The organism is Nocardia vermiculata NBRC 100427 (assembly GCF_001613265.1).
Taxonomy (GTDB): Bacteria; Actinomycetota; Actinomycetes; order Mycobacteriales; family Mycobacteriaceae; genus Nocardia; species Nocardia vermiculata.
On sequence record NZ_BDCA01000016.1, the window covers coordinates 119,048 to 142,781 of the forward strand.

Annotated in this window: 22 protein-coding genes; 11 read left to right on the top strand and 11 right to left on the bottom strand. The window is 67.2% G+C overall.

Annotation, left to right across the window (positions count from 1 at the left end; translation table 11 throughout):
• Positions 1–6: 6 nt before the first annotated feature.
• On the bottom strand, positions 7–1,074 hold the full coding sequence (locus tag NV2_RS17905; protein ID WP_067875340.1) for a substrate-binding domain-containing protein: 1,068 nt from the start codon (positions 1,072–1,074) through the stop codon (positions 7–9).
• Between the two features lie 46 nt (positions 1,075–1,120).
• On the opposite strand from NV2_RS17905, the gene NV2_RS17910 reads away from it, so the two are divergent.
• Both NV2_RS17910 and NV2_RS17915 read left to right on the top strand, forming a co-directional pair.
• Positions 1,121–1,555, top strand: coding sequence for a MarR family winged helix-turn-helix transcriptional regulator (locus tag NV2_RS17910; protein WP_067875343.1), 435 nt, complete (start codon positions 1,121–1,123; stop codon positions 1,553–1,555).
• Positions 1,556–1,578: 23 nt separating this feature from the next.
• Entirely contained in the window at positions 1,579–2,877 is a 1,299-nt protein-coding gene (locus NV2_RS17915) for a M18 family aminopeptidase (protein WP_067875346.1), read from the top strand.
• Here NV2_RS17915 and NV2_RS17920 read toward each other — a convergent pair.
• Positions 2,826–4,142 (bottom strand): glycosyltransferase 87 family protein, encoded by a 1,317-nt coding sequence (locus NV2_RS17920; RefSeq protein WP_245662656.1) that lies wholly within the window; start codon positions 4,140–4,142, stop codon positions 2,826–2,828. The genes NV2_RS17915 and NV2_RS17920 overlap by 52 nt on opposite strands.
• A gap of 161 nt (positions 4,143–4,303) precedes the next feature.
• Here NV2_RS17920 and purL point away from each other — a divergent pair, with 161 nt between their 5' ends.
• On the top strand, positions 4,304–6,598 hold the full coding sequence (gene purL, locus NV2_RS17925; RefSeq protein ID WP_067875350.1) for a phosphoribosylformylglycinamidine synthase subunit PurL: 2,295 nt from the start codon (positions 4,304–4,306) through the stop codon (positions 6,596–6,598).
• A 15-nt stretch (positions 6,599–6,613) separates the two neighbouring features.
• On the opposite strand, the gene NV2_RS17930 is transcribed toward purL, so the two are convergent.
• Both NV2_RS17930 and NV2_RS17935 read right to left on the bottom strand, forming a co-directional pair.
• Positions 6,614–7,333: a DUF2334 domain-containing protein gene (locus NV2_RS17930; RefSeq protein WP_067875352.1), complete on the bottom strand. Its 720-nt coding sequence runs from the start codon at positions 7,331–7,333 to the stop codon at positions 6,614–6,616.
• 75 nt (positions 7,334–7,408) lie between these two features.
• Positions 7,409–7,693: a YiaA/YiaB family inner membrane protein gene (locus tag NV2_RS17935; RefSeq protein WP_067875355.1), complete on the bottom strand. Its 285-nt coding sequence runs from the start codon at positions 7,691–7,693 to the stop codon at positions 7,409–7,411.
• Between the two features lie 140 nt (positions 7,694–7,833).
• On the opposite strand from NV2_RS17935, the gene NV2_RS17940 reads away from it, so the two are divergent.
• From NV2_RS17940 to NV2_RS17950, 3 genes are read left to right on the top strand one after another with little or no spacing between them, the layout of a single operon-like run.
• Complete coding sequence (locus NV2_RS17940) at positions 7,834–9,591, top strand: alpha/beta hydrolase (RefSeq protein ID WP_067875357.1); 1,758 nt, start codon at positions 7,834–7,836, stop codon at positions 9,589–9,591.
• Positions 9,592–9,604: 13 nt separating this feature from the next.
• Entirely contained in the window at positions 9,605–10,225 is a 621-nt protein-coding gene (locus NV2_RS17945; protein WP_067875360.1) for a CPBP family intramembrane glutamic endopeptidase, read from the top strand.
• A 48-nt stretch (positions 10,226–10,273) separates the two neighbouring features.
• Entirely contained in the window at positions 10,274–10,660 is a 387-nt protein-coding gene (locus NV2_RS17950; RefSeq protein ID WP_067875362.1) for a sterol carrier family protein, read from the top strand.
• Here the strand turns inward: NV2_RS17950 and NV2_RS17955 are convergent.
• Positions 10,640–12,001: a YhgE/Pip domain-containing protein gene (locus NV2_RS17955; protein WP_444980694.1), complete on the bottom strand. Its 1,362-nt coding sequence runs from the start codon at positions 11,999–12,001 to the stop codon at positions 10,640–10,642. The genes NV2_RS17950 and NV2_RS17955 overlap by 21 nt on opposite strands.
• Positions 12,002–12,113: 112 nt before the next feature.
• On the opposite strand from NV2_RS17955, the gene purF reads away from it, so the two are divergent.
• A complete protein-coding gene (gene purF, locus NV2_RS17960) occupies positions 12,114–13,697 on the top strand; it encodes an amidophosphoribosyltransferase (protein WP_067875368.1) in 1,584 nt (527 codons plus the stop codon).
• 27 nt (positions 13,698–13,724) lie between these two features.
• On the opposite strand, the gene NV2_RS32705 is transcribed toward purF, so the two are convergent.
• Positions 13,725–14,354 (bottom strand): TetR/AcrR family transcriptional regulator, encoded by a 630-nt coding sequence (locus NV2_RS32705; RefSeq protein WP_067875370.1) that lies wholly within the window; start codon positions 14,352–14,354, stop codon positions 13,725–13,727.
• Positions 14,341–15,207, bottom strand: coding sequence for an alpha/beta fold hydrolase (locus NV2_RS17970; protein ID WP_067875372.1), 867 nt, complete (start codon positions 15,205–15,207; stop codon positions 14,341–14,343). The genes NV2_RS32705 and NV2_RS17970 overlap by 14 nt, the downstream gene beginning before the upstream one ends.
• Before the next feature lie 190 nt (positions 15,208–15,397).
• Between NV2_RS17970 and purM the strand changes: the two genes are divergently transcribed.
• Positions 15,398–16,516 (top strand): phosphoribosylformylglycinamidine cyclo-ligase, encoded by a 1,119-nt coding sequence (gene purM, locus NV2_RS17975; RefSeq protein WP_067875375.1) that lies wholly within the window; start codon positions 15,398–15,400, stop codon positions 16,514–16,516.
• Positions 16,517–16,798: 282 nt separating this feature from the next.
• On the opposite strand, the gene NV2_RS17980 is transcribed toward purM, so the two are convergent.
• From NV2_RS17980 to ygfZ, 4 genes are all read right to left on the bottom strand, one after another.
• Positions 16,799–17,005: a DUF3073 domain-containing protein gene (locus NV2_RS17980; protein ID WP_067875378.1), complete on the bottom strand. Its 207-nt coding sequence runs from the start codon at positions 17,003–17,005 to the stop codon at positions 16,799–16,801.
• Positions 17,006–17,191: 186 nt separating this feature from the next.
• Complete coding sequence (locus NV2_RS17985; protein ID WP_067875381.1) at positions 17,192–18,154, bottom strand: asparaginase; 963 nt, start codon at positions 18,152–18,154, stop codon at positions 17,192–17,194.
• The gene (locus tag NV2_RS17990; RefSeq protein WP_373863580.1) at positions 18,151–18,915 is read right to left on the bottom strand and encodes an MOSC domain-containing protein; all 765 of its coding nucleotides are present in this window, start codon (positions 18,913–18,915) and stop codon (positions 18,151–18,153) included. The genes NV2_RS17985 and NV2_RS17990 overlap by 4 nt, the downstream gene beginning before the upstream one ends.
• The gene (gene ygfZ, locus NV2_RS17995; protein WP_067875502.1) at positions 18,912–20,039 is read right to left on the bottom strand and encodes a CAF17-like 4Fe-4S cluster assembly/insertion protein YgfZ; all 1,128 of its coding nucleotides are present in this window, start codon (positions 20,037–20,039) and stop codon (positions 18,912–18,914) included. Before ygfZ ends, NV2_RS17990 begins: the two co-directional genes overlap by 4 nt.
• Positions 20,040–20,120: 81 nt before the next feature.
• On the opposite strand from ygfZ, the gene NV2_RS18000 reads away from it, so the two are divergent.
• The 3 genes from NV2_RS18000 to cydB all read left to right on the top strand — a co-directional run bounded on the left by NV2_RS18000 (position 20,121) and on the right by cydB (position 23,733).
• Positions 20,121–21,032, top strand: coding sequence for an aminodeoxychorismate lyase (locus NV2_RS18000; protein ID WP_067875387.1), 912 nt, complete (start codon positions 20,121–20,123; stop codon positions 21,030–21,032).
• Between the two features lie 180 nt (positions 21,033–21,212).
• Entirely contained in the window at positions 21,213–22,661 is a 1,449-nt protein-coding gene (locus NV2_RS18005; RefSeq protein WP_067875390.1) for a cytochrome ubiquinol oxidase subunit I, read from the top strand.
• Between the two features lie 10 nt (positions 22,662–22,671).
• Positions 22,672–23,733, top strand: a complete 1,062-nt coding sequence (gene cydB, locus NV2_RS18010) for a cytochrome d ubiquinol oxidase subunit II (RefSeq protein ID WP_067875393.1) — start codon at positions 22,672–22,674, stop codon at positions 23,731–23,733.
• Position 23,734: the final 1 nt, after the last annotated feature.

The following is a 23,734-nucleotide window of genomic DNA, read 5'->3' on the forward strand; positions in this document are numbered from 1 at the left end:
CTGCGCTCAGTACAGCGTATCGATGATCCGCAGGTCCACGCCCTCTGCCTGAGCGATCAGGCTGGGCGGGCGGACCACGTGGTTGTGGCGATACCGGCGCGGCCCGGAGGGTGTCTCCAGGATCAGCCCGGTGTCCAGCGCGGCGCGCATCTGCGGCACCTCGAGTGAGCCGACCGCCGTCGCCATGGCCCGTAACGTATGTAATGCCTCGTAGGCGGTGTTTCCGAAGTAGGTGAGCTTCGGTGCGAAGCGCCCGTGCATGCGGTGATAGCGTTCCAGCCGGCCGGGATCGGCGCTGACGTCGGGAAACATACTCGATGCCACGTAGAGGTTGGCATTGGCGCCCGGTCCGGCGGCGAGCAGCATCTGTTCGTCGATGACGGGACTGACCCGCACCTGGCCGGCCGCGCGGCCGGTGGCGCTGAATTGCTGATTGAAACGGACCGCATCCATTCCCACCAGCAACATCACCACCGCATCGGCTGCTCCGAAGCGCGGATCGGTGAGCACGGCGCGGAAATCACGGGTGCCCAGCGGAACGTACCGCTCGTACACGATCGATTCGCGATAGGCGGCGCGGATATCGCGGCCGGTCGCGACCGGCCAGATGTAGTCGTTGCCGATGATCGCCCAGCGGCGGGCACCGAATTCCCGGGCCAGCCACCGCATGGCGGGCAGGATATGGCCGGTGGGGGCCTCACCGATCATCACCACCTCGGCCGGTTCGTTGGGTAATTCCTCGTAGACGTTGGCGAACAGGTACGGAACCCGGCCCGCGGTTACTCGCGCGACTGCCTGACGGACCGCCGAAATATGCCAGCCGGTGATGGCATCGATCATTCCGGTCGCCAGCAGGGCGGCGACTTCGTCGGCGACCTCGTTCGGGGTCCGGCCGCCGTCCACGGTGGTCACCCGGACCTGCCGTCCCAGAATTCCGCTGCCTTCGTTGATTTCTTCGGCCGCAAGGGAAATGGCGGCCTCACACGAGGGAGCGACAATTCCGGCAGGCCCCTGCAGGGGCACGATATTCAGCACCTCGACCACTTCGTCCGGGCTCTCGCTGAAGGAGAACATTCGGTACCCTTCTTCGTATCCGAGCGAAATGATGGGGCGGAGAAATATGTCGACCATTCTAAATGGCGTCGCGACGTTGCACGGTGCACTGCGGGCTGCGGAACGCGGTTGGTTACGTCATCTGGACGCGGCGTTGTGTGATCGGCAGTTGACTGCCGACCAATGGGCGATGCTGTCGAATATGTCCGACCGCTCCGGCATCACCATGAGCGAGTTGGCGCTGCGTGCGCAGCTGCCGCCCTCCTCGGCCACTCGTCATGCCGATGCGCTCGCCGAACGCGGCCTGATCTTCCGCATCGCTGCCGAGGACGACCGCCGCCGGATCCTGATCGGGCTGACCCATCGGGGTAAGGACCTGGTGGATTCGGTGCGCGAGGAGGAGACGCTCGCCGAAATGGATCTCCGCCGGCGCATCGGTGCCGGAAACCATACGGAACTGCTGCGGCTGCTCGAGTTGATGGTGCAGACCGAGTCCGAGTGAGGGCCGGCCGATAGGATCGCGGCATGTCCGTTTCCACCGCCGCGACGGCCTCCGGATTGTGCGCCTTCGTCGATTCCGCTCCTTCTCCGTTTCATGTATGTCGGACGGCCGCAGCCGAATTGATCGCGCACGGCTTCACCGAACTGCCCGAGTCCCGGCCGTGGCGCGACACCGGGGGAGCCGGTCGGTACTTCGTGATCCGCGGTGGATCGCTGGTCGCCTGGGCCGGCTCGGCCACCGACCCGGCCGGTACGTTCCGGGTGCTCGGCGCCCATACCGACAGTCCGAATCTGCGGGTGAAACAACATCCGGACCTGGCGGTGGCCGGGTGGCAGCTGATCGGGCTGGAGCCCTACGGTGGCGCCTGGCTCAATTCCTGGCTGGATCGCGACCTGGGGATCTCGGGCCGGTTGACCGTGCGTTCGGGCGATGAACTGGTGCAGCGGCTGGTCCGCATCGACGATCCGGTGGTGCGGGTACCGCAGTTGGCGATCCACCTCTCCGAGGACCGGCGCGGGGTGAGCCTGGACCCGCAGCGGCATGTGAACGGCATCTGGGGGCTGGGCGAGCGGCCGCGGTCGTTCCTCGCCTATGTGGCCGAACGGGCCGAGGTCGCGGCCACCGATGTCCTGGGCTGGGAACTGATGACCCACGACCTGCAGCCCAGCGCCGTCGTCGGCCGTGACGGCGATCTGGTGAGCGCACCGCGGCTGGACAATCAGGCCACCTGCTACGCCGGATTGCAGGCCTTCCTCGCTGCCGCCGACGCGGACACCGGTGTGACCGCGGTGCTGGCGATGTTCGACCACGAGGAGGTGGGCAGCCAGTCCGATCGCGGTGCGCAGTCGGATCTGCTGCCCACGATTCTGGAACGCATCGTGCTGGCGCGCGGCGGTGGCCGGTCGGACTACCTGGCTGCCCTGGCAGGCTCGATCTGCGCCTCGGGGGATATGGCTCACGCCACCCATCCGAATTACCCGGACCGGCACGAACCGGCCCATCGCATCGAGGCCGGCTGCGGACCGGTACTCAAGGTCAACCAGAACCTGCGCTACGCCACCGACGCGGTCGGCGCCGGGGCCTTCGCACTGGCCTGCGCCCAGGCCGGGGTGCCGCTGCAGCGCTACGTGCACCGCGCGGATCTGCCCTGCGGTTCGACCATCGGACCGATGACCGCCGCCCGTACCGGCATGCCGACCGTCGACGTGGGGGCGCCCCAGTTGGCGATGCATTCGGCGCGTGAACTCATGGGCGCCGCGGATGTGGGGTCCTACGCGGCGGCGCTGGCCGCCTTCCTCATGCCCGCGGCCGCGGGACGGTAGGCGATCACCGCGATGACCAGGGCGGCGAAGGCCACGATCACATAGCCGCTGCCGATGATCTGCTCCCACCAGGCCCAGTCGAGCTCCCGGTCGGCATTGTGCGGCAGCACCCACTGCGGGCCCACCATGAACATCACGGTGATCGCTGTGGTGGCGGCGATCCACCAGCGCCGGCGCGCCGTGCTGCGGTCGTCCGCCCCCGGTTCACCGGCCTTCGGGATGCGGGCGATCGCATCACCGGCGACGAGCAACGCCGGGGCGATCCACACCCAGTGATGCGACCAGGACACCGGCGAGACGAGCAGGACCGCCGCGGTGTTCACCAGCAGTGCCGAGACCCGGTGGCCCTGATCGATCAGCCGCTTCATCCAGACGGCGGCCAGGCCGATCGCGATGAGCGACAGCACGATCCAGATGGTGGTCGCGGTCGCATCGGACACTCCGAGCCGGAAGGCGAACCCCTTGAGGGACTGATTTCCGGCGTACTGGGGCGGGCCGATGCGGCCGGTGTCGAACAGGGTGTGGAACCAGTAGTCGATCGAGTCGTGCGGGAAGAGCGCGAAACCCACCGCGACCGCACCGATCGCCGAGACGATCATGGTCAGGCAGGCGCGCCAGTCCCGGCGGATCAGGAAGTACAGCAGGTAGCCGGCGGGAATCAGCTTGATCGATACCGTGATGCCGATCAGCATTCCGCGCGGCCACCGTGGCTTGCGGACCAGGACGTCGAGTGCGACCGCCACCATCAGGACCAGATTGATCTGGCCGAAGTTGTAGGTCTGGCGGACGGGCTCGGACAGGCCGAGTATCGCGACCGCGCCGATCACCAGGATCAGCCGGGTGATCCGGTCCATCGTCGGGCGGATCCGGATCAGCACCAGCCACAGCGTGACCGCCAGGCTCGCGATCGAGGTGAGCAGCACCAGCCATTGCGCGCCACCCAGTGGCATCAGCGCGAGCGGTGCGAAGAACAGCGCGGCCAGCGGCGGATAGGTGAACGGCAGCCCGATCCCCATGACCTGCGGCATCGGGCCGTAGAGATCGCGGCCGTCCAGCCAGGCGCGGGCGCCGTTGCGGTAGACCTGCAGATCGATGTAACCGTGCCAGATATGGATGACCAGCGAGAAGGCGGCTGAGACGACGAACAGTCCGACGGCTGCCGCGAGCAGCTTGCGCTGCTGAGTGGTCAGTCCCCCGGTGGACCGGTCGGACGATGACGCCGCAGGAAGTTCGTCCGGATCCGCGACGCTGGATCGATCGTTCACGGGCTTACTGTAGCCGGATGCGGGTGCTGCCTGGTCGGGCTGGGTTTGACACCCCTTAGACTGTTGGCGAACCCCCCATCCGCCAGCATTGTGTCTCACACTCCAGCGCCGGAGCGCGTAGCTGCACGTTTGCCCGGCCGAAAGGACCAAGGTAGCCACCCGTGACTGTCCACGTCGACACCGTCAGCGCCGCCGCAGCCACCCCGGATACCCCGCAGCCGTACAAGGAGCTGGGGCTCAAGGACGACGAGTACGCCCGTATTCGCGACATTCTGGGCCGCCGCCCCACCGACGCCGAACTGGCGATGTACTCGGTGATGTGGAGTGAGCACTGCTCCTACAAATCCTCGAAGGTGCACCTGCGCTACTTCGGTGAGTCCACCACCGACGAGATGCGTGCCTCTATGTTGGCAGGCATCGGCGAGAACGCGGGCGTGGTCGACATCGGGGACGGCTGGGCGGTCACCTTCAAGGTGGAAAGCCACAATCACCCGTCCTATGTCGAGCCCTATCAGGGCGCTGCGACCGGCGTGGGCGGCATCGTGCGCGACATCATGGCGATGGGTGCGCGGCCGATCGCGGTGATGGATCAGTTGCGTTTCGGCGCCGCGGACCATCCCGATACCCGGCGTGTGGTCGACGGTGTGGTGCGCGGTGTCGGCGGCTACGGCAATTCGCTCGGCCTGCCCAATGTCGGCGGTGAGACCGTCTTCGATGCGTCCTATCAGGGCAACCCGCTGGTGAATGCGCTGTGCGCGGGTGTGATGCGGGTGGAGGATCTGCATCTGGCCTTCGCCTCGGGCGCCGGTAACAAGATCGTGCTGTTCGGCGCCCGTACCGGCCTCGACGGCATCGGCGGTGTGTCGGTCCTGGCCTCGGACACCTTCTCCGGTGACGAGTCCGGCTCCGGCCGCAAGAAGCTGCCCAGTGTGCAGGTCGGCGACCCGTTCGCCGAGAAGGTCCTGATCGAGTGCTGCCTCGAGCTCTACCACGCCGGCCTGGTGGTCGGTATCCAGGACCTGGGCGGTGCCGGATTGTCGTGTGCGACCTCGGAACTCGCCGCGGCGGGCGATGGCGGCATGCGCATCGACCTGGATCAGGTCCCGCTGCGTGCGGCGAATATGACTCCGGCCGAGGTGCTTTCCAGCGAATCGCAGGAACGCATGTGTGCGGTCGTGACGCCGGAGAACGTCGATGCCTTCATGGCGGTCTGCCGCAAGTGGGATGTGCTGGCCACCGTGATCGGTGAGGTCACCGAGGGCGACCGCCTGCTGGTGAACTGGCACGGCGAGACCGTGGTCGATGTGCCGCCCCGCACGGTCGCCCACGAGGGCCCGGTCTACGAGCGCCCGGTGCAGCGTCCGGAGGAGCAGGACGCGCTGGTCGCCGACACCACGTCGGGGCTGACTCGACCGAAGACCGGCGACGAACTGCGCGCCACCGCGCTGAAGCTGCTGTCCAGCCCGCAACTGTGCAGCCGCAAGTGGATCACCGAGCAGTACGACCGCTACGTGCGCGGCAACACCGTATTGGCCGAACACGCCGACGGTGGCGTGATCCGCATCGACGAGGAATCCGGTCGCGGTATCGCGCTGTCCACCGATGCCTCCGGCCGCTACACCAAGCTGGACCCGTACACCGGTGCCCAGCTGGCGCTGGCCGAGGCCTACCGCAACGTGGCCAGTACCGGCGCCACCCCTAAGGCCGTCACCAACTGCCTGAACTTCGGATCGCCCGAGGATCCGGGCGTGATGTGGCAGTTCCAGCAGGCCGTACGGGGTCTGGCGGACGGCTGTGTGGCCCTGGGGATTCCGGTGACGGGCGGCAATGTCAGCTTCTACAACCAGACCGGGCAGACCGCGATCCTGCCGACCCCCGTTGTCGGCGTGCTGGGCGTGATCGACGATGTGCACCGGCGGATTCCGACCGGGTTCGGCAGCGAGCCCGGTGAGTCGCTGATCCTGCTCGGTGAGACCCGCGACGAATTCGACGGTTCGATCTGGTCGCAGGTCGAGCACGATCACCTCGGTGGAGTGCCGCCGCAGGTCGACTTCGCCCGCGAGCAGTTGCTGGCCGAAGTGCTGACCTCGGGATCGCGCGACGGAATGATCAGCGCCGCACACGATCTCAGCGAAGGCGGGCTGTTCCAGGCCGTCGTGGAGGCGTCGCTGGCCGGTGAAACCGGCTGCCGCATCGTGCTGCCCGAGGGTGACGATCCGTTCGTCGCCCTGTTCTCCGAATCCGCAGGGCGCGTCCTGGTCGCGGTGCCGCGCTCGGAAGAGCCCCGCTTCACCAAGATGTGCACAGCTCGCGAATTGCCGTGGATGCGTATCGGTGTGGTGGATCAGGGCTCGGACTCGGTCGAGGTGCAGGGCCAGTTCTCGGCCACCATGGCCGAACTCCGCGCCGCCCACGAGGGCACGCTGCCCCAGCTGTTCGGCGCTTCCGCGAAGTAGGCGATCCGGCGGCGATTACGCCGCGTGCGGTAGCTGGAACGGTCGCCAGCGGTAGATGTCGGGGACTGCCCGGTGTAGCAGTGCCGAGTCCACCGCGTCCAGCATCGCCTGGCGTGGTCCGGGGCGGGACAGTTGTGGTGCCGAGATCGCCAGGCGCAGCGTGCCGCCGCGCCGCGCGATCCGGCCGGCGCTCAGTACCAGCGCATTGCAGCGGAGGGGTTCGGCCCGCAGTCCTTCGCCGAGTCCGTGTACCCGGCAGCGTTGTGCCGTACCGCTTTCCAGGTCGTGGATGACGGTCGCCGCCAGGGCCAGCCGGAAACCGACCTCGGGCAGCGCCCGCAGTGCGCCGTCGGAGATCGTCCACCGCGGGGCGGCGAACAGTCTGGTGCGCAATCCGGTCTGTTCCAGCACCCGGTCGGCGGCGGTGAGCCGCAGGCGTGCTTCGTGCTGGGGGAGGGTGGCGAATTCCGCGCGGCGGTTGGTGGTGGCGGCCTGGTCGTAGCCGTGTAGCACGATCGCGTCACCGGCCTCGCGGCGCCCGCGCAGCCACTGCTGGGTGCGGGGATCTCCGGCGAGCCGATATTTGCCCTTCAACCGTGGTGCCACCAGCAGCGACAGCCGTACGCCGCGGCTGTCCAACTCCGCGGCGAAGGTGTCCACCTCGTCGACTGTGGTGTCGCGAATCCCGGACACCGAGACGATCAGCTGCCCGGACTTCCGGTCGTTGCCGCTCATGACTCCACTGTGGACCGCGCGGGTATCGGCCTCGTGCAGCCGAGGTGACGCTCCGGAGAATTCCGGGGCGGCCGCTCACACCCGGAACGGATCGTGCTCGGCCATCAACTTCTCCATCCGCGCATCGTCGATCCGCGCGGTGACCCGGCCCGATTCGAACTGATCGCGGATCACCTTGGCCAGTGTGAAGGCGCTGGACACCATGAACAGTGTGGTCATCAGCAGAAATCCGCGCTGCCAGATATCCAGGGGCAGATAGATGATGCCGGCGGTGGCGGCGACGAAGCTCACTCCGAAGGCGATCGCGGCCTGAGCCAGGAACGCGGGGCTGCTCTTCTGCTGGGCGTTGTTGTCACTCATGCTGTCGAGTGTGCGATGCCGCGCCGTCCTGCACGCGCGTAGAACTACTCGAGTGCCGTAGGTAATTCCCGATTCGTCAGTTGCTTGTTTCACGTTCGGAGCTCCCCCGGATTCCGGGCGGGGACAGCCATACTTGTCGGGTGCTCGATACCGCCGAGACTCTCACAACGCTGCGCACGCGCGGCGTTGTGGTCTATCGGCGCGGTCTGAGCCTACTGCGGCGCGTCGAAGACGACATCATCGCGCTCAACTACGTGGGTCTGATCTCGGCCACCGTTTTCTTCGGATGGTCGGTGACGCCGTCGCTGCTGCCACGCGACTGGCTGTTCCAAGGGCTGATCAGTGGTCTCAATGCCGCGATCGGATACGGCGCCGGATGCCTGCTCGAGTGGGGGTTTCGTAAACTCGTCCGGCCGCGCCTGAACTATCGCACACCGTCGCTGCGGATCCGGTACGCGGTGAAGGTGACCATTCTGGTGCTGTGTGTGCTGTCCGCGCTGTACATGCTGGTGCTGTCGGCGGATTGGCAGCACCAGATCTATCACCTGATGGACATGGAAGGCACCACCCGCGCCGCCTATCTGCGCACCGGTGCGCTGAGCCTCGCGGTGGCCGCGCTGGTGGTGGCGATCTACCGCACGGTGCGGTGGCTGGTGCGGGTGGTCGCCCGGCTGCTGAGCCGCTGGGTGCGGGTGCCACCGAAGCTCGCCCCCACCGTCGGTGCGGTCGTGCTGGCAGTCGTGGCCGTGCTGCTGTTCAACGGCGTGCTGTCCCAGGCCTTGATCAACCTCGCCAACTCGGCATTCAGTGTGCGCAACGACAAGGAAACTTCCTACGCGGTGCAGCCGACCGACCCCTACCGCTCCGGGAGCCCGGCCTCGCTGGCCGAGTGGGACACCCTCGGATCCGAGGGGCGCTGGTTCGTTTCGCACGGTCCGGACGCATTCCGGATCGGCGCGGTGACGGGAAAGCCCGCGCGCGAACCGGTTCGTGTCTATGTCGGCCTGGGATCGGCACCGGAGGGGAAGACTCAGGAAGAGCTGGCGGTCGCCGAACTCGAACGCACCCATGCCTTCGATCGCAAGGTGCTTGTGGTCGTCACGACCACCGGAACCGGCTGGGTGAATTCGACCACCGCGGCCGCGATCGAATACATGTACGGCGGCGACACCGCCATCGTGGCATCGCAGTATTCGTATCTGCCCAGTGTGCTGTCGTTTCTGGCCGACCGGCAGAAGGTCGCCGCGGCCGGATCGAGGATGTTCGACGCGGTATACGATGCGTGGTCGGCGCGGCCGGCGCAGACCCGACCGAAACTGCTGGTCTACGGCGAAAGCCTGGGATCGCAAGGATCCGAGGCGGCATTCGGCAGCATGGCCGACCTGCGCTCGAAGGTGGACGGCGCGTTGTGGGTCGGTCCACCGAATTCGAATCGGTTGTGGGAACAGATCGTTGCGCGGCGGGATCCGGGGACGCGTGAGGTGGAGCCGGTCTACGCCGATGGACTGATCGTCCGTTTCGCCTCCAACGCAGCGGATTTGCATAAACCCTCCCCGGAGTGGCGCCGGCCGCGCATCGCCTACCTGCAACACTCCTCCGACCCGATCGTGTGGTGGTCGCCGGATCTGGCCTTCTCCCGGCCGGCCTGGCTCTCCGAACCGCGCGGAGCCGACGTATCGACACAGATGCGCTGGTGGCCGCTGGTGACCTTCTGGCAGGTGGCCGCCGATCTGACCAATGCGCAGGGCGTCAGCGACGGACACGGGCACCGGTACGGGACCCTGGTGCTCGACGGATGGGCGGCGGTACTACCGCCACCGGACTGGAATACCGAACTGCAGGAAAAGATTCGGCTACAGCTGGAACTGGCGGAAGCCTACGAACGTGCGGTGAAGTGAGGCGGTGCGCCCGATGATCGCGCGGACTCTGGCGGCCGCCGGCACGGCCGTGCTGTGGAGCAACGTGGTACTCCCTCGCACCGGATTCGGCATCCGGGGACGCACGATTGCCAACGCGGCGTTCGCGACCGGATACTGCCGGATCTTCGACGGGCGCGGGGAGTGGTGCTCGACTCGTGGCCTGCAATGGGGTGCAGGGGCTTTCGCGCTGACCGGGACGGTATACGCGGCCGCCGCGGCGATTGCGCCGATCCGGGATCGGATGGCCGAGGTCGTACCGCGCGCACCGGAGGTGAGTACGGCCGAATGGGTGGGAGTGCACATCCCGCTGGGGACCGTCTACAGCGAGGAGACGATCTTCCGGGGCACGCTCGATCCACTGCTCGCGTGGTCACTGGGGTCGGCGGGAAAATGGTGTGGACCAGTGGTTTTCGGGCTCTGGCACATCCGCCCCGCGCGGACCGCGGGAGATAGCGTCATCGGCACGGTGATCGCGACCACCGTCGGGGGAGCGGTGTTCTCGTGGCTGCGGCGCCGCACCGGCGGTGTCGCCGCGCCCGCGTCGGCACATCTGGCCTTGAACGCCGGGGGCGCGCTCGCCCCGCGCCTGGCCCGCGTGCTGCGCGACCGCTGAGCGTGCGTGCGCGAGCACTGATCGGCGCCGCTCACTACGCTCGGCGCCATGGCAAGACAATCGGCTGTGGACCCGGCGCAGGTGCGCACTTCGGTGCTGGCGATCGCGGACTGGCTGCGTGACGAGTCGGCGCCGAAGCCGGAACGCGCCCTGCTCGCGGCGGCGGTACGCGGGACGGCACGCAGCCTGGCGGCGACCGCACCGGGGCCCTCCGTGGAGGTCCGGGTGCCGCCGTTCGTCGCGGTGCAGTGCATCGAAGGTCCCCGGCACACTCGCGGTACGCCACCGAACGTCGTGGAAGCCGATCCGCGGACCTGGTTGTTACTGGCCACCGGCCTGCTCGACTACGACGCCGCGGTGCACTCCGGCGCGCTGAGCATTTCCGGGATCCGGGCGAGTGAGCTGGCCCGCTGGTTACCCCTCGTGCCGGTCTGAGGATGCGGTGGCGGGAGCGGCGGTGCGGTTGACGGGCTTGCGCTCCAACCCTTTGTGATCGTAGAAACGCGTCGCGACCAGGCCGAGAACCACCCCGATCGCCAGGCCGAGCACTGTCATCCAGAAGCCGCGGGTGAAGCCGGCGGCGCCGTTACCGCCGAAGTACAGCAGCGAGCGCACGGCCAGGAACACCTGGTGCATCGGTTCGAAGGTGGCCAGCCAGCCGAGATATTCGGGGGTCGCCTCGATCGGCACTGTGCCACCGGAGGACGGCAGGCCCAGCACGATGAACAGCACCATGTTCACCAGCAGCCCGGCCGAACCGATGGTCGCCAGGATGGAGATCCCGGTGAAGCCGACCGCGATCATCGCCAGCACGCCGTAGAGATACAGACCCAGTGGGTTGTCCATCGGCATCCCGAGGGCGCTGCCGACACCGACGAAGATGCCGGAGACCGCGACCGCGGCCACGGCCATTACGCCCCACTTGATCAGCAGTGTCCGCAGTCGCGACACCGGCGTCGGCGGATAGTGCACGTACCAGGGACCGTATTCGGTCGGGATGAATCCGAGCGTGGAATCGATCAGGGTGTGCACGATCATCGCGCCGACCATGCCGGCCAGCAGTAACAGCAGTGCGTAGAAGAACGCCGTGAGCCCTTCACCGGAACCGCCGGGGAGCGGATGGAACTCCTGCACGATGATCTGCAACGGATTCTGCAGTGCGATCCGAGTGGCACCGGACAGTTCGGGACCGGACCCGCCCTCGGGCGGAGTCAGTTGCGCCTGCACCTGTTCGAGGAGCTGCGCGCCGACCTGATCGTTGACCTGAGGCAGCGCCTGTTCGCCGAAGCGGGACACGATCTGGGTGGTGAACGCACCGGAGCGCGGATTGGTCTGCAGGGTGATGATCGGCCGTTCGATATCTCCCGGGACGATACTGCCGACTCCGAGAATGCCCAGCCGCTTGCTGAAATCGCTCGGGATGACGACGGCACCGTAGATCTGCCCGTTCTGCATGCCCTGCTGTGCTTCGGCTGGACCGAGTACCCGCAGGTCGAACTTGTCGTCGGGCACGGCCTGGCGCAACCCGTCGGCGACCTGATCGCCGAAGTTCACCCGATGCTCCTGGCCGGGAGCACCCATGGTTTCGCCGACGTCCTGATTGACCAGTGCGATCGGGAAGTCGTGCAGATTCCGTTCCGGGTCGACGACGTAGTCCAGATACAGTAGACCCAGCAGCCCGGAAATCAGGGCGACCACCGCGACCGGGAACATCCACCGAATAGGGGTCAGCCGCCGGTGATTCCGGCGCTGTGCTGCACTGTCCGTAGTCGACACGCTCGAACCGTAGCAGCAAACAGCCTGCCACCCGGCTGATCCGCGCGCAGGTTTCGGCCGGACGACCCGTAGAATATGTGGTGCCCCCCGCCCGACTAACAGGGAGCAAACGGTGACCAACGCCGACCTGTCGATTAACCGGACCGCGCCTGTGGACGAGCCCGAGAACGAACCTCGTGAGGAGTGTGGCGTCTTCGGCGTCTGGGCTCCGAGCGAGGATGTGGCCAAGCTCACCTACTACGGTCTCTACGCGTTGCAGCACCGCGGGCAGGAGGCGGCTGGTATCGCGGTCGCCGACGGCTCACAGGTGCTGGTATTCAAAGATTTGGGCCTGGTCTCACAGGTCTTCGACGAGCAGACGCTGGCAGCGATGCCGGGGCATATCGCGATCGGTCACTGTCGATATTCGACCACCGGCTCCACCATCTGGGAGAACGCGCAGCCGATCTTCCGTACCACCGCAGTCGGTACCGGGCTCGCGCTGGGGCACAACGGCAATCTGGTCAATACCGCGGAGCTGGCTTCGCGTGCCCGCGATGTGGGCCTGATCAACGGGCGGCTGCCGGGCGAGTCGATCAGCGCGACCTCGGATTCGGATGTGATGACGGCCCTGCTGGCGCATGCCGCGGCCGACAAGAGCATCGAACAGGCGGCGATGGAACTGCTGCCGACGCTGCGCGGCGCCTTCTGCCTGACCTTCATGGACGAGCACACCCTCTACGCCGCACGGGATCCGCACGGGGTGCGGCCGCTGTGCCTGGGCCGGCTGGAGCGTGGCTGGGTGGTTGCCAGTGAAACCGCAGCGCTCGACATCGTCGGTGCGTCGTTCGTCCGCGATATCGAGCCGGGTGAACTACTGGCTATCGACGCGGACGGGGTGCGGTCGCTGCGCTTCGCCAATCCCGAACCCAAGGCATGCGTCTTCGAGTACGTCTATCTGGCCCGGCCGGACAGCACCATCGCCGGGCGTTCGGTCCACGCCACTCGGGTGGAGATCGGCCGCCGGCTGGCCGCCGAGCATCCCGTCGACGCCGATCTGGTGATTCCGGTGCCGGAATCCGGCACCCCCGCCGCGGTCGGGTATGCGCAGGGCTCCGGAGTTCCCTACGGGCAGGGCCTGATGAAGAACGCCTATGTCGGGCGCACTTTCATTCAGCCCAGCCAGACCATCCGCCAGCTCGGGATCCGGCTCAAACTCAATCCGCTGCGCGATGTGATCCGCGGTAAGCGCCTGATCGTCGTCGACGATTCGATCGTGCGCGGCAATACCCAGCGCGCGCTGATCCGGATGCTGCGTGAGGCCGGCGCCCTCGAGATCCACGTGCGGATCGCGTCGCCGCCGGTGCGGTGGCCGTGCTTCTACGGCATCGACTTCGCCTCGCGTGCGGAGCTGATCGCCAACGGCGCCGGTCCCGAACTCCCCGAGGGAGCGGACACCGAGGCCGCGATGGTGGAGAACGTGCGGCGTTCCATCGGGGCCGACAGCCTCGGCTACATCTCGCTGGACGGTATGGTCGCCGCCACCGAGCAGCCGAGTACCAGGCTGTGCGCTGCCTGCTTCGACGGTAAGTACCCGATCCCGCTGCCCGAAGAGGCCGCGGTGGGCAAGAACGTGCTGGAGGGCATGCTCAGCGGAAAGCCGGAAGCGGAACTACTGAGCAACAACGTGAATGCGAATGCGCTGAGCCGTCCCTGAGCGGCCGGCCCGCCGGATTCGGGTGAGTCAGCCGGCGTCGTCGGGTTCCGCGCCGCCCGGTGCGAGGAGCCCGGCGACCAGGGCCAGGACACATTGTTCGGCCTCCGCGCCGGCCGCTTCCGGGTCCTGGGCGTGGGCCACGATCATGCCGGCCTCGGTGACCGCGGCCAGAATCAGTTGTCCCAGAGTGCGTACGGGGAGTGCGGGCGCGAGTCCGGCCTGCACGGCTCGTTCCAGCTGATCGGTAATGAGTCCGAGCCCGTAGCGCGATTCCATCTCCCGCCACGGCTGCCAGCCGAGGACCGCCGGCCCGTCGGACATGGCGATCTGCACGGTTTCCGGCCGCCGGCTGATGGTCAGGAAGGTGTGCAGCCCGATTCCCATGGCTGTCATCAGATCGTTCGGATCGGGCAGGGCCGCGATGGCACCGCGGACCTCCGCTGTGTTGTCGGTTTCCAGCTGTTCCAGCACTGCGACGAACAGTCCGCGCTTATCGCCGTAGTGATGGTGCAGCGCGCCGCGGGTGACGCCTGCCGCGGCGACGATCTCCTCGGCCGAGACCGCGGTGTATCCGCGTTCGGCGAACAGTCGTCGCCCGGCCGCCTCCAGGCCCGCCCGCGTGCTGCGTGATCTGTCCTCCTGGCTACGGCGTGGCATGCAGCCGAGTGAACTCCACGATCATCTCGGTGAGCAACTCGGGCTGGTCTTCGGCGATGAAGGTCAGTGAATCGTCGATGGTCCGCAAGGTGGCATCGGGAAGATCACGGGCCAGGCGCTGCGCGAACTCGATCCGGAACGACGTGTCCTCCGGCGCCCAGGCCAGCAGCACCGGGAGGTCGAGCTCGGGGAAGCTGCGTGCGGCGGCCAGCGTGTGGCGTGGGTGGATATGGCGCAGGAAGCGGCGCAGATCCGCGCGGATGGCTGTCGAACGGCGGCTGGGCAGCAGATAGGAATCCGCGATCTCCGGTGGTATCGGGCGCTTGGTGACCAGGCCGAAGCCCACCGGAAGTCGCTGGGCCGGCCGGAAGCGGAAGACCTGCAGGCCGGCGGTCAGCAGGCCGGGCACCCGGGACAACGCCGGGAGAGCTGTGAACGGCTGCGGGAAGAACTTGTCGTAGGCGTCGCAGTTGGTGAATACGACGCGCCCGATCCGGCTGCGGTCCCGCGACAGCAGGATCTGGGTGATGGCGCCGCCGGTGTCGTTCGCGATCAGCGTGACATCGGACAGGTCCAGTTCGCGCAGGAAGGCTGCGATCAGATCGGCCACGCCGGTGGGGCTGAGATCGGCCGCGGGCATCGGGATGGAGTGGGCGCCGTAGGGCCAATCCGGGGTCAGGCAGCGATGACCGGCTGCGGCGAGACCGGGCACCACGTTGCGCCACAGATCGGCGTTGACGAGCAAACCGTGCACGAAGACCACCGGCGCGCCGGAGCCGGTGTCGTGATAGCGGAGGCGGCCGCCGGGGAGGTCGACGTGCCGAATCGGACCGAGGCTGGTGCTGATTCCCATGACAGGCCTTTCGGAGCGGGGTGGGTACGCCTCCCAGAGTTACCTACATACAGTATGTATGTCAATGGTTTGCTGTGACGCCAGCCTCGAATCCGTACGCACAGGCCAATACCGGTGCAGCATTGTTATCCGGCTCCGGTAGCGTGATCAGGCATCTATCCGCCGATTCGGTTTGGAGCTTTCCCGAACAATGACTGAGCAGACCCCGAGTGGCGCCGGTGTGAACGACACCGGAGCCCAGGAGGCCCAATCCGGAGGCGCGTCCTACGCCGCCGCCGGTGTCGACATCGAGGCGGGCGACCGCGCAGTCGAGTTGTTCGCGCCGCTGGCCAAGAAGGCCACCCGGCCCGAAGTCCAAGGCGGTCTCGGTGGATTCGCCGGACTGTTCGCGCTCAAGGGCGGCTACCGGGAACCGCTGCTGGCGGCCTCCACCGACGGTGTCGGCACCAAGATCGCGGTCGCTCAGGCGATGGACAAGCACGACACCGTCGGCCTGGATCTGGTGGCCATGGTCGTCGACGATCTGGTCGTCTCCGGCGCGGAACCGCTGTTCCTGCAGGACTACATCGCGGTGGGCAAGGTCGTCCCGGAACGGGTCGCGCAGATCGTCTCGGGCATCGCCGAGGGCTGTGTGCTGGCCGGCTGCGCACTGCTGGGCGGCGAGACCGCCGAACACCCCGGCATGATGGGCGTGGACGACTACGACATCTCCGCTACCGGGGTCGGTGTGGTCGAGGCCGACGAGGTGCTCGGACCCGACCGGGTCCGCCCCGGTGACGTGGTCATCGCGATGGGCTCCTCCGGGCTGCACTCCAACGGTTACAGCCTGGCCCGCCGGGTGCTGCTCGACATCGACCGGATGGCGCTCACCGGGCACGTCGAAGAATTCGGCCGCACCCTCGGTGAGGAACTGCTCGAACCCACCAAGATCTACGCCAAGGATTGCCTGGCTCTGATCGCCGAGACCGATGTGCGCACCTTCGCCCACGTCACCGGAGGCGGACTGGCCAACAACCTGGCCCGCGTACTGCCGGCCGGACTGGTCGCCGAAATCGACCGCGGCACCTGGAATCCGGCCCCGATCTTCAAGTTGATCGCGCAGCGCGGCCGGGTCGAACGCGCCGAAATGGAGAAGACCTTCAACATGGGCGTCGGCATGGTGGCCATCGTCGCGCCGGAAGATGTCGACCGCGCGCTGGCGGTGCTGACCGCCCGCCACATCGAATGCTGGACACTGGGCACCGTCAAGAAGGCCAAGGATGCCGATGCCGTACGGGTGGCTCTGGTCGGCGAACACCCGCGCTTCTGAGTAGTAGTGAGCGAGTCTCCTCGGCACGGGCTGCGAGCCCGTGCCGAGGAGGTGCTGTGGTTGTCCGGACGGCGTTGCCGATCCGGCCTGTTACCTGGAGACGTCAGAAACGGGTAATGCCGCCGTCGGCACGGTCCGATTCTTCCGGACGTGCCGTGGCGGCAACCCGTATCCGCGAGCCCTTGGCGATGCGAAAGTCGTTCGACCCGTCGCTGTGATCACTATCGACGTGCGAAAGGGGAGGCCCCTCAGGTCCTCCCCACCGTGTACGTCGATACGAGATCAGCGGCGCCAGTCGTCGATGTCCTCATCGTCCTCCCAGCGCTTGAGTGGTTCGTCCGAATCGTGGTCTTCGGACAGCACACTGCTCTGCCGGGGAGGGTGCCCCGACAGTTCGCGCTGAAGGCTCGAGAAGTCGGTAGACGGCGAGCTGTACTTGAGCTCGCGTGCAACCTTGGTCTGCTTTGCCTTAGCCCGGCCACGGCCCATGGCTGACCCCCTCGCGTCACTGCGGGGCGGCCTGGGGTGGTTTGGCGGCCCCGTTCGAATTAATAATCTTCCTGACAGACACTTTAGCGTGTGTCAGGCAGTCGCGCTCCCAGGAGTGGGTGAAGACTCCGGAACGGCCGCTGTTTGCTGGGGGCCCACACGTGGATTCGGCGGAAACGTGACTTTTTACACGGTGCCGGGGATTGCCCGGATGATGCCGACCCTGGCTCCGCCGCCGAGCACCGGGGGGCCCGCGAGCTCGGCATGAGTCTCGGTCCACTCCACCCCCATACGCTGGAGAATCGCCTGCGTCAGCGGCATTCGGGCCCGGTCGTGCCCGTCATCGATCTTGTATGCGAAGGCCCGGCCGTCCGGCAGCGCACCCGCATGCAGACCGTCTGCTCCGATTTTGCAGAGCAGCCCGGGGGTTGCGCGCATAGTCTCCGAGTCGGGCGCGTTGGTGCCCGAAATCACGTACGGATGGTGCCGAATCGCATCCGCGACCCGGCGTTGCGGAGATCCGGAGGGAGCCGTCGCCAGCCCCGAGTAGGCACGGGCGAGGTTGATCAGCGATACCGGCACGATCGGCAGGCCGCAGCCGTCGATGCCGAGATCGGTTTCGGGTTCACCCGTCAGGTCGACGATGGTCGCGGTGACGGCCTGTTGCAGCGGATGACCCGGGTCGAGATATCCCGACGTCGGCCAGCCGTTGAGCGCGCAGGTCGCCAGCATCGCGGCATGCTTTCCCGAGCAGTTCATGTAGATCGGGCGCGCGGCCGTGGTGACGTCGTGCCCGGCCAGCGCCTCGGCCCGGGCCTGCTCGCCCATCGGCAGATCGGGCGGGCATTCGAGGTCCTTCTCGTCGAATCCGAAGCGGTCGAGCAACCGCTGCACCAGGGCGAGATGTTCGGGCTCGCCGAAGTGTGACGCCGTCGCGATGGCGAGTTCGGCCTCGTCGGCGGGTTCGAATCCGTTCCGCAACAGCGCGACCGCTTGCATCGGCTTGTTGGTCGAGCGTGGGTACACCGGCAGATGCACTTCCCCCAGGCTCAGTACCGGCTCCCCGTCGGCGCCGACGATCACCACTGAGCCGCGGTGCACACATTCGCGGAACCCGGAGCGGACGACCTCCACCAATTCGACGCTCATCGCACTCCTTCGCCGTCGGTCGCGGCACCGGCCGGACGGCGGCCGGTGCGCGGATCGTGGTTCGCGACGCGTCCGGCCGTCCGGCGGGTGTGCCGGGCGACCTGCATCCGGACGTCGTCGGACACACTCGGCTCGGCCGCCAGCAGCTGGGCCAGTCGGTCCGCATCGTTACCGGTGAACAGCTCGCGCACGGTCACACCGTGCGCGGGGACGTGATCGACCTGCACCCGGTCGCCCGCGCCGATCGAGCCCTCGGTGAGCACTCGCAGATACGCGCCGGTGTCGGATTGCAGCGTGAAGCGCTTGACCCACTGCGGCTCGGCTGCCCAGTGACCGAAGGTGGCGCACGGTACCCGGGGTGCGGTGACCTCCAGCAGGGTGTCGCCGACCCGCCAGCGTTCGCCGATCACCGCATCGCTGACCGGTAGCCCGCGGATACGCAGATTCTCGCCGAACCAGCCGGGCGGCAACTGTCGTCCGAGACGGTCGCCCCACTGCCGGGCATCCTCCTCGGCATAGGCGTACACGGCCTGATGGACACCGCCGTGGTGTTTCGTATCGCAGACGTGATCGCCGTCGAGTCCCAGTGCTCGCACCGCGACGCGGTCGTCGACCGGCCGCTTGTCTATCGCGGTACGCCCGACCCGGCTCACCTTCGCGGGCACCTCGAGTTCGGCATGCAGCACACAGACCGCGAGCACCCGTCCCAGCGCACCTGCCTGCCGCACAGCGGCATCCCCGGTGGGTGGGAGAGCGTTCACCGGCCGCGCAGCTTGTCCACGGCGAGCCGGCCGGCCTGCGGGGCCTCGTCGGTGGGGATCGAATCCGGGTCGATGGCCGCGGCCATCGGGCCCGCCTCCAGCCGGGTGTCGGCGCCGACGGCACGTTTGACCAGCGCCAGCGCGATCGGGCCCAGTTCGAAATGGTCGATCACGGTGCCGACCCGGCCGACCGAGCGACCACCGGCGCTCACCGGATCGCCCGCCGCCGGGCGGGCATCCGCGGATCCGTCCAGGTGCAGCAGCACCAGCCGGCGCGGCGGCTTACCGAGGTTATGTACCCGCGCGACGGTCTCCTGGCCGCGATAGCAGCCCTTGTTCAGATGGACCGCGCCGAATTCCTCCGGGCCGCCGATCCAGCCGGCCTCCTGGGGAATGGTGCGGTCGTCGGTGTCGATGCCGATGCGCGGTCGCAACGCCGCGGTCCGCAGCGCCTCGAAGGCCCACAGCCCGGCAGGTTCGGCTCCGGCCGCGGTCAGAGCCGTCCAGCGCTCGCTCAGTTGGGCGCGGGGCAGCACCAGATCGAAGGAATCCTCGGTGGGCCAGGGCATGCGGCGCAGGAATCCGCCGTCGGGGAGCGGGACCGCCTCGTAGACACCGGGCAGTTCGGACACGCCGAGCGCCTCGGTCAGCTCCCGCCAGCGAGGCCCCAGCAGGCTCAGTACCGCGTAATCGGGTTCGGCCTTCGGTTCCGCGGCGGCCCAGAAGACCATCTTCTGCAGGAAACTCAGCAGGTCGGGCCCGCGTTCACTCTCGGTGTCGAGCCATACCGTGCCGTTCAGGTCGGAGAGCACGAAATGATGCTGGACGCGGCCGTTCAGATCCAGATCGAGATCTTCCGCGGACCGGCCGTCGCCGAGTTCCGCGATGTGCTGGCTGGAAATCGTGTGGAGCCAGCTGAGCCGCTCGGCGCCGGTGATCGATGCCACGAAGCGGTGGGAGCGGTCGACGATCACCGCACGGTCGGTGGCGGCGCGTTGTTCGCCGAAGGGATCGCCGTAATGCCACGGGACTGCGGCATCGGGACTGTCTGGCGGGCCGGGCACGGCCCCTGGGAGGCCGAGCAGTGGACTGGGGGCGGCAACCACGGACACGTTCTCCACAATAGGCGGTTCCACCGACTCGCGCCCCCCACCGGCGAACGCGTACCCACGCCAGGTGGCCTCGATTCGCCTAGGCTGCCACGCATGGATCGAGTTCTGGTAACACTCGACGGCGCGGTTCAGGATCCGGGCGCGCCGTTGCTCTTCGCGGACGACATCGGCGCCCTGCGCGGTGACGGTGTCTTCGAAACGGTATTGGTGCGCGACGGCAAAGCGAGTGCGCTGGAATTACATCTGGCTCGGCTGCGGCGTTCGGCGGAGGCGCTGGAACTGCCGGATCCCGACGTCGCGCAGTGGCGTACAGCGGTGGAGGCCGCTGCCAAGGAGTGGGGGAGCGACCGCGAGGGCATGCTGCGCATGGTGCTGACGCGCGGGCGTGAGGGTGCCGAGGTGAAGCGTCCCGGCACCGGTGAACTCTCCGGGCCCGCACCGAGTCTCACCGGTTATGTGATGGTGAGCCCGGTCGCCGACCGGGTCGAACGGGTGCGCTCCGAGGGGATCTCGGTGATCACCCTGGCCCGCGGCATCTCGACCGAGTTGGCGACGAACGCGCCGTGGTTGCTGATGGGAGCCAAAACCCTCTCCTATGCGACCAATATGGCGGCCCTGCGGTTCGCGGCCCGGATGGATGCCGACGACGTGATCTTCACCAGTACCGAGCATCGGGTGCTGGAAGGGCCGCGATCGACCGTGGTCATCCAGCGTGACAAACAGTTGCTCACTCCACCGGCCCGGGACGGCGTGCTTCCCGGCATCACGCAGCGGGCGTTGTTCGCCGAGGCGGAGAAGGCGGGCTGGAAATGTGAGTACAAATCACTGTTCACCGCAGATCTCGTGACGGCAGACAGTGTTTGGCTACTGTCCAGCGTCACGCTGGCGGCTCGGGTGACGACCCTGGACGGGTTGCGCATGTCGGCGCCGGAGTGTGCCGCGGAAATCACGGAAATGGTGGACCGGGGCATCGACAGAGCCTGGAATATCGCCGACTGGAACTGAGGAGTATGCGAGACTGACGCGTAAGCAGTGGGGCCGAGATCCGGAACCCGTTATCGCGCAGCAAAAATTGTAGGGGCGTCGTGACGTAGGACTCGTTGCCCCACGGCCGTTCCGGCGTAGGCTCATCTACTACAGGTAGTAGTACGTGTGGATTTTCCGCATGACACAGGAGGCCGCCGGATGGATGTCGTCGACGTCTCACGTTGGCAATTCGGAATTACGACCGTCTATCACTTCATCTTCGTGCCCCTGACCGTGGGCCTCGCGCCGTTGGTCGCGGGAATGCAGACCGCCTGGGTCATCACGGGTAAGGACCACTGGTACCGCCTGACGAAGTTCTTCGGCAAGTTGTTCATGATCAACTTCGCACTGGGTGTCGCGACCGGGATCGTCCAGGAATTCCAGTTCGGAATGAACTGGAGCGAATACTCCCGTTTCGTCGGTGACGTCTTCGGCGCACCGCTGGCGATGGAGGGCCTCGCGGCATTCTTCCTCGAATCGACCTTCCTCGGACTGTGGATCTTCGGCTGGTCACGTCTGCCCAAGCTGGTGCACCTGGCCACCATCTGGCTGGTCGCTATCGGCGTGACCGCCTCGGCCTACTTCATCATCGCCGCGAACTCGTTCATGCAGCATCCGGTCGGCGCGCGCTACAACCCCGAGACCGGCCGCGCCGAACTCCAGAGCATCGCCGCCCTGCTGTCCAACAACACCGCGCTCGCGGCCTTCCCGCACGTCGTCGCGGGTGCGTTCCTCACCGCCGGCACCTTCGTGGCGGGGATCGGCGGCTGGTGGATGGTGCGCCACGCCCGCTCCGGCGACGCCGAGAAACTGGCCGAGGCGCGTTCGATGTGGCGTCCGGCCGCCCGGTGCGGCATGTGGGTGATCGTGATCTCCGGCATCGCCCTGGTCGTCACCGGTGACGTGCAGGGCAAGCTGATGTTCCAGCAGCAGCCGATGAAGATGGCCTCGGCGGAATCGCTGTGCCACACCGCCACCGACCCGGACTTCTCGGTCCTCACCGTCGGCACCCACAACAACTGCGACAGCGTCACCCACGTCATCGAGGTGCCGGGAGTGTTGCCGTTCCTGGCGGAGGGCAAATTCAGCGGTGTGACGCTGGAAGGCGTCAAGGACCTGCAGATCTCGTACAACGAGAAATACGGTCCCGGCGACTACCGGCCCAATCTGTTCGTCACCTACTGGACCTTCCGCGCCATGATCGGCTGGGCCGTCGGTTCGGCGCTGATCGCGGTGCTCGGCTTCTGGATGACCCGCCGCGGCCGGGTGCCCGATCAGAAATGGTTCAAATGGCTGTGCCTGATCTGCATCCCCACGCCGTTCCTGGCCAACAGCGCAGGCTGGGTGTTCACCGAGATGGGACGGCAGCCGTGGGTGGTCGCACCCAACCCCACCGGCAACCCGGAGATTCGGATGACGGTGCAGGATGCGGTATCCGGCCACAGTGCGGGCACGGTGCTGGCCTCGCTGATCGTGTTCACCCTGGTGTACGGCGTGCTGGCGTTCGCCTGGTTCTTCCTGATGCGCCGCTATGTCATCGCCGGCCCCGAGAAACCACCGTCGGAATCGGAAACGGCCGACGTCGGCAAGCTGTCGTTCGCGTACTGAGGAGCCGAGGATGAGTCTTCCCGAATTCTGGTTCTTGCTGATCGGTATCCTGTTCACCGGTTACTTCGTGCTCGAGGGATTCGACTTCGGCGTCGGCATCCTGATGTCGATCGTCGGGCGCGGCGACGAAATCCGAAAGCGCGCGATACTCAACACGATCGGGCCGGTCTGGGACGGTAACGAGGTGTGGCTGATCACCGCGGGCGGCGCGATGTTCGCGGCCTTCCCCGAGTGGTACGCCAGCTTGTTCTCCGGCTTCTACGTGGCGCTGCTGCTGATTCTGCTGGCGTTGATCGTGCGCGCCGTCGCCATCGAATGGCGCGGCAAGATCGACGATCCGCGCTGGCGGTGGTGGACCGATGCCGCCATCGCCTTCGGTTCCTGGGTACCGGCACTGGCCTGGGGATTGGCCTTCGCCAATATCGTGCGCGGGGTGCGGGTCGACGAGCACAAGCAGGTGCTCGACGGGTTCCTGGATCTACTCAACCCCTACGCCCTGCTCGGAGCGTTGACCACACTGTTGCTGTTCGTGCTGCACGGCGCGGTGTTCATCGCACTCAAGACCGGCGGTGACCTGCGCGACCAGGTGGAGCGGATCGCCCGCGGGATCTGGCTGCCCACGGTCGTCGTGGTGGGCGGGTTCGGCGTGTGGACCCAACTCGCCTACGGCCACGGCTGGACGTGGATCCCGCTCGGGCTGGCCGTATTCGGTTTGGTGCTGGCCGGCGTCGCGGTGCTGCGCCACCGCGACGGATGGGCCTTCACCGGAACGGCGCTGACCATCGTGGCCGCGCTGGTACTGCTGTTCGGCGCGCTGTTCCCGTACGTGCTGCCGTCCACCCTCGATGCCGCGTACGGACTGTCCGTGGACGGCCGGACGGTCGACGGGCACGCCACCGTCAGCGCCTCGTCCACGCATTACACCCTGGTCGTGATGAGTTGGGTGGCAGTGGTGCTGACCCCGGTCGTGCTGATCTATCAGGGCTGGACCTACTGGGTGTTCCGCAAGCGGATCACCGTGGAACAGATTCCGCCGCCGATCGGGCTGCCGCTGCGCGCCCGCACCCGATAAC